1 protein-coding gene is annotated in these 263 nt (G+C 64.6%); it reads left to right on the plus strand.

Features of this window, described 5'->3' with window-relative positions:
- Positions 1 to 17: 17 nt before the first annotated feature.
- Positions 18 to 263: helix-turn-helix domain-containing protein (locus ACNAW0_RS30885; RefSeq protein WP_416291561.1), on the plus strand; the 246-nt coding region annotated here is incomplete at its 3' end.

Raw genomic sequence — 263 nt, forward strand, 5'->3', positions numbered from 1 at the left:
AGGTGTACACGTGGATCGTGGGATCGGATCCGCGGGCGCATACGTTTGGGTTCGCGTTGTGGACCCGTCAGCTGGTGCGGGATCTGATCAAGCGTCATTTCCGGTTGCGGTTGTCGCTGCCGACCGTTGGTCGGATCTTGAAGAAGCTCGGCCTGTCGCCGCAGCGGCCGTTGTACCGGGCCTATCAGCAGGACCCGGAAAAGGTGCGGGTATGGAAGCAGGAGGCCTTCCCGGCGATCAAGGCGGAGGCCGCCGCGGCTGGG

The organism is Micromonospora sp. SL1-18, from assembly GCF_047921505.1.
Lineage (GTDB): Bacteria > Actinomycetota > Actinomycetes > Mycobacteriales > Micromonosporaceae > Micromonospora.